The sequence below is a fragment of the Stenotrophomonas sp. HMWF003 genome (assembly GCF_003061285.1).
GTDB classification, from domain to species: Bacteria; Pseudomonadota; Gammaproteobacteria; order Xanthomonadales; family Xanthomonadaceae; genus Stenotrophomonas; species Stenotrophomonas maltophilia_AP.
In genome coordinates this window covers 1-1,230 of sequence record NZ_QAIW01000405.1, presented here as the reverse complement: position 1 = coordinate 1,230, position 1,230 = coordinate 1, and the positions used below count along the sequence as shown (strand labels likewise).

Annotated in this window: 1 protein-coding gene; it reads left to right on the top strand. The window is 68.4% G+C overall.

The annotated features are described in order from the left end of the window. Positions 1 to 100: 100 nt before the first annotated feature. Positions 101 to 805 (top strand): SGNH/GDSL hydrolase family protein, encoded by a 705-nt coding sequence (locus DBR34_RS17380; protein WP_128097715.1) that lies wholly within the window; start codon positions 101 to 103, stop codon positions 803 to 805. The last annotated feature ends 425 nt before the right edge of the window (positions 806 to 1,230 follow it).

Sequence of the window (1,230 nt, the reverse complement as noted above, 5' to 3'; positions counted from 1 at the left end):
CCCCGCCACGGCGGGTAAAGCGGCGCCGGCCCCCAGCTTCTATGATGGGGTTTCAACCGAACCGGGCGCTCGATGGGGCGCCATGCCGAGGAGTCTGCCGATGCGTCACCGCTGCACCCGCCCCCTGTTGCTCGCCCTGGCGCTTGGCGCCGCCCTGCCCGCGTTCGCCCTGTCCCCGGCCAAGCCGCCGCAGGTGCCGGCGCAGGTCTCCAACGTGGCCTGGGCCCAGGACATGGCCGATTTCGCCAAGGCCGACGCCGCCACCCCGCCGCCGCGCGGGGGCATCGAGTTCATCGGCAGCAGTTCGATCCGGATGTGGGACACCCTGGCCGGCGATTTCCCGGGCCAGCCGGTGTTCAACCGTGGCTTCGGCGGCTCGGAAGTGCGCGACAGTACGTGGTACGCCGGCCAGGTGGTGGTGCCCTACGCGCCGTGCAAGGTGTTCTTCTACGCCGGCGACAACGACCTCAACAGCGGCCGCAGCGCGGTGCAGGTGCGCGACGATGTGCTGGCCTTCGTGCAGCGGGTGCACCGTGATCTGCCGAAGACGACGGTGGAGTACATCTCGATCAAGCCGAGCCCGTCGCGCGCGAACCTGCTGCCGGCGATCATCGAGGCCAACGCGATGATCAAGGCGGCGCTGGCCAAGCTGCCGAACACGGGCTACACGGACATCTACACGCCGATGCTGGGCAGCGATGGGCAGCCGCGCGCGGCGCTGTTCCGCGAGGACATGCTGCACATGACGCCGGACGGGTATGCGATCTGGCGGGCGGCGTTGGCGCCGAAGGTGTCGTGCGAGTGAAGCAACGGCTGAAGCCGGGTTGCTGAGGGTTGGCCGGGGTGGGTGAGGTGGCGGGACACGCCGTAAATCCATCCATGGAGGCTCGTGAGCGCCATCCATGGCGCCCAACGGTCCCGCCACCTCACCCACCCCGACCCTCGACAGTAGGTTGGCGCGTTTGGGAAAAGAGGAAGAGCGTGCCGACCAACGGTCGGCACCTACCACGGCCGGTGTGCGTTATCGGAGACGATCCGCGAACGCGTTTGTGGGGAACCATCCGGAAACACACCCGGTAGAGCGGACCGTTGGTCCGCTGGCCGCGCGCGGCGCGGCAATGATCAACACGCGAAAAAGACACCCTCTGAACAACACCGGTAAAGCCGAGCCATGCTCGGCTGCTCCTGCCCTCCCATGGGCACCGGCCTATTGTCGAGGGGCGGGTCGGG

Coding starts and splice junctions, on each gene's coding strand:
- DBR34_RS17380 (WP_128097715.1), top strand. CDS start 101: ATGCGTCACCGCTGCACCCGCCCCCTGTTGCTCGCCCTGGCGCTTGGC.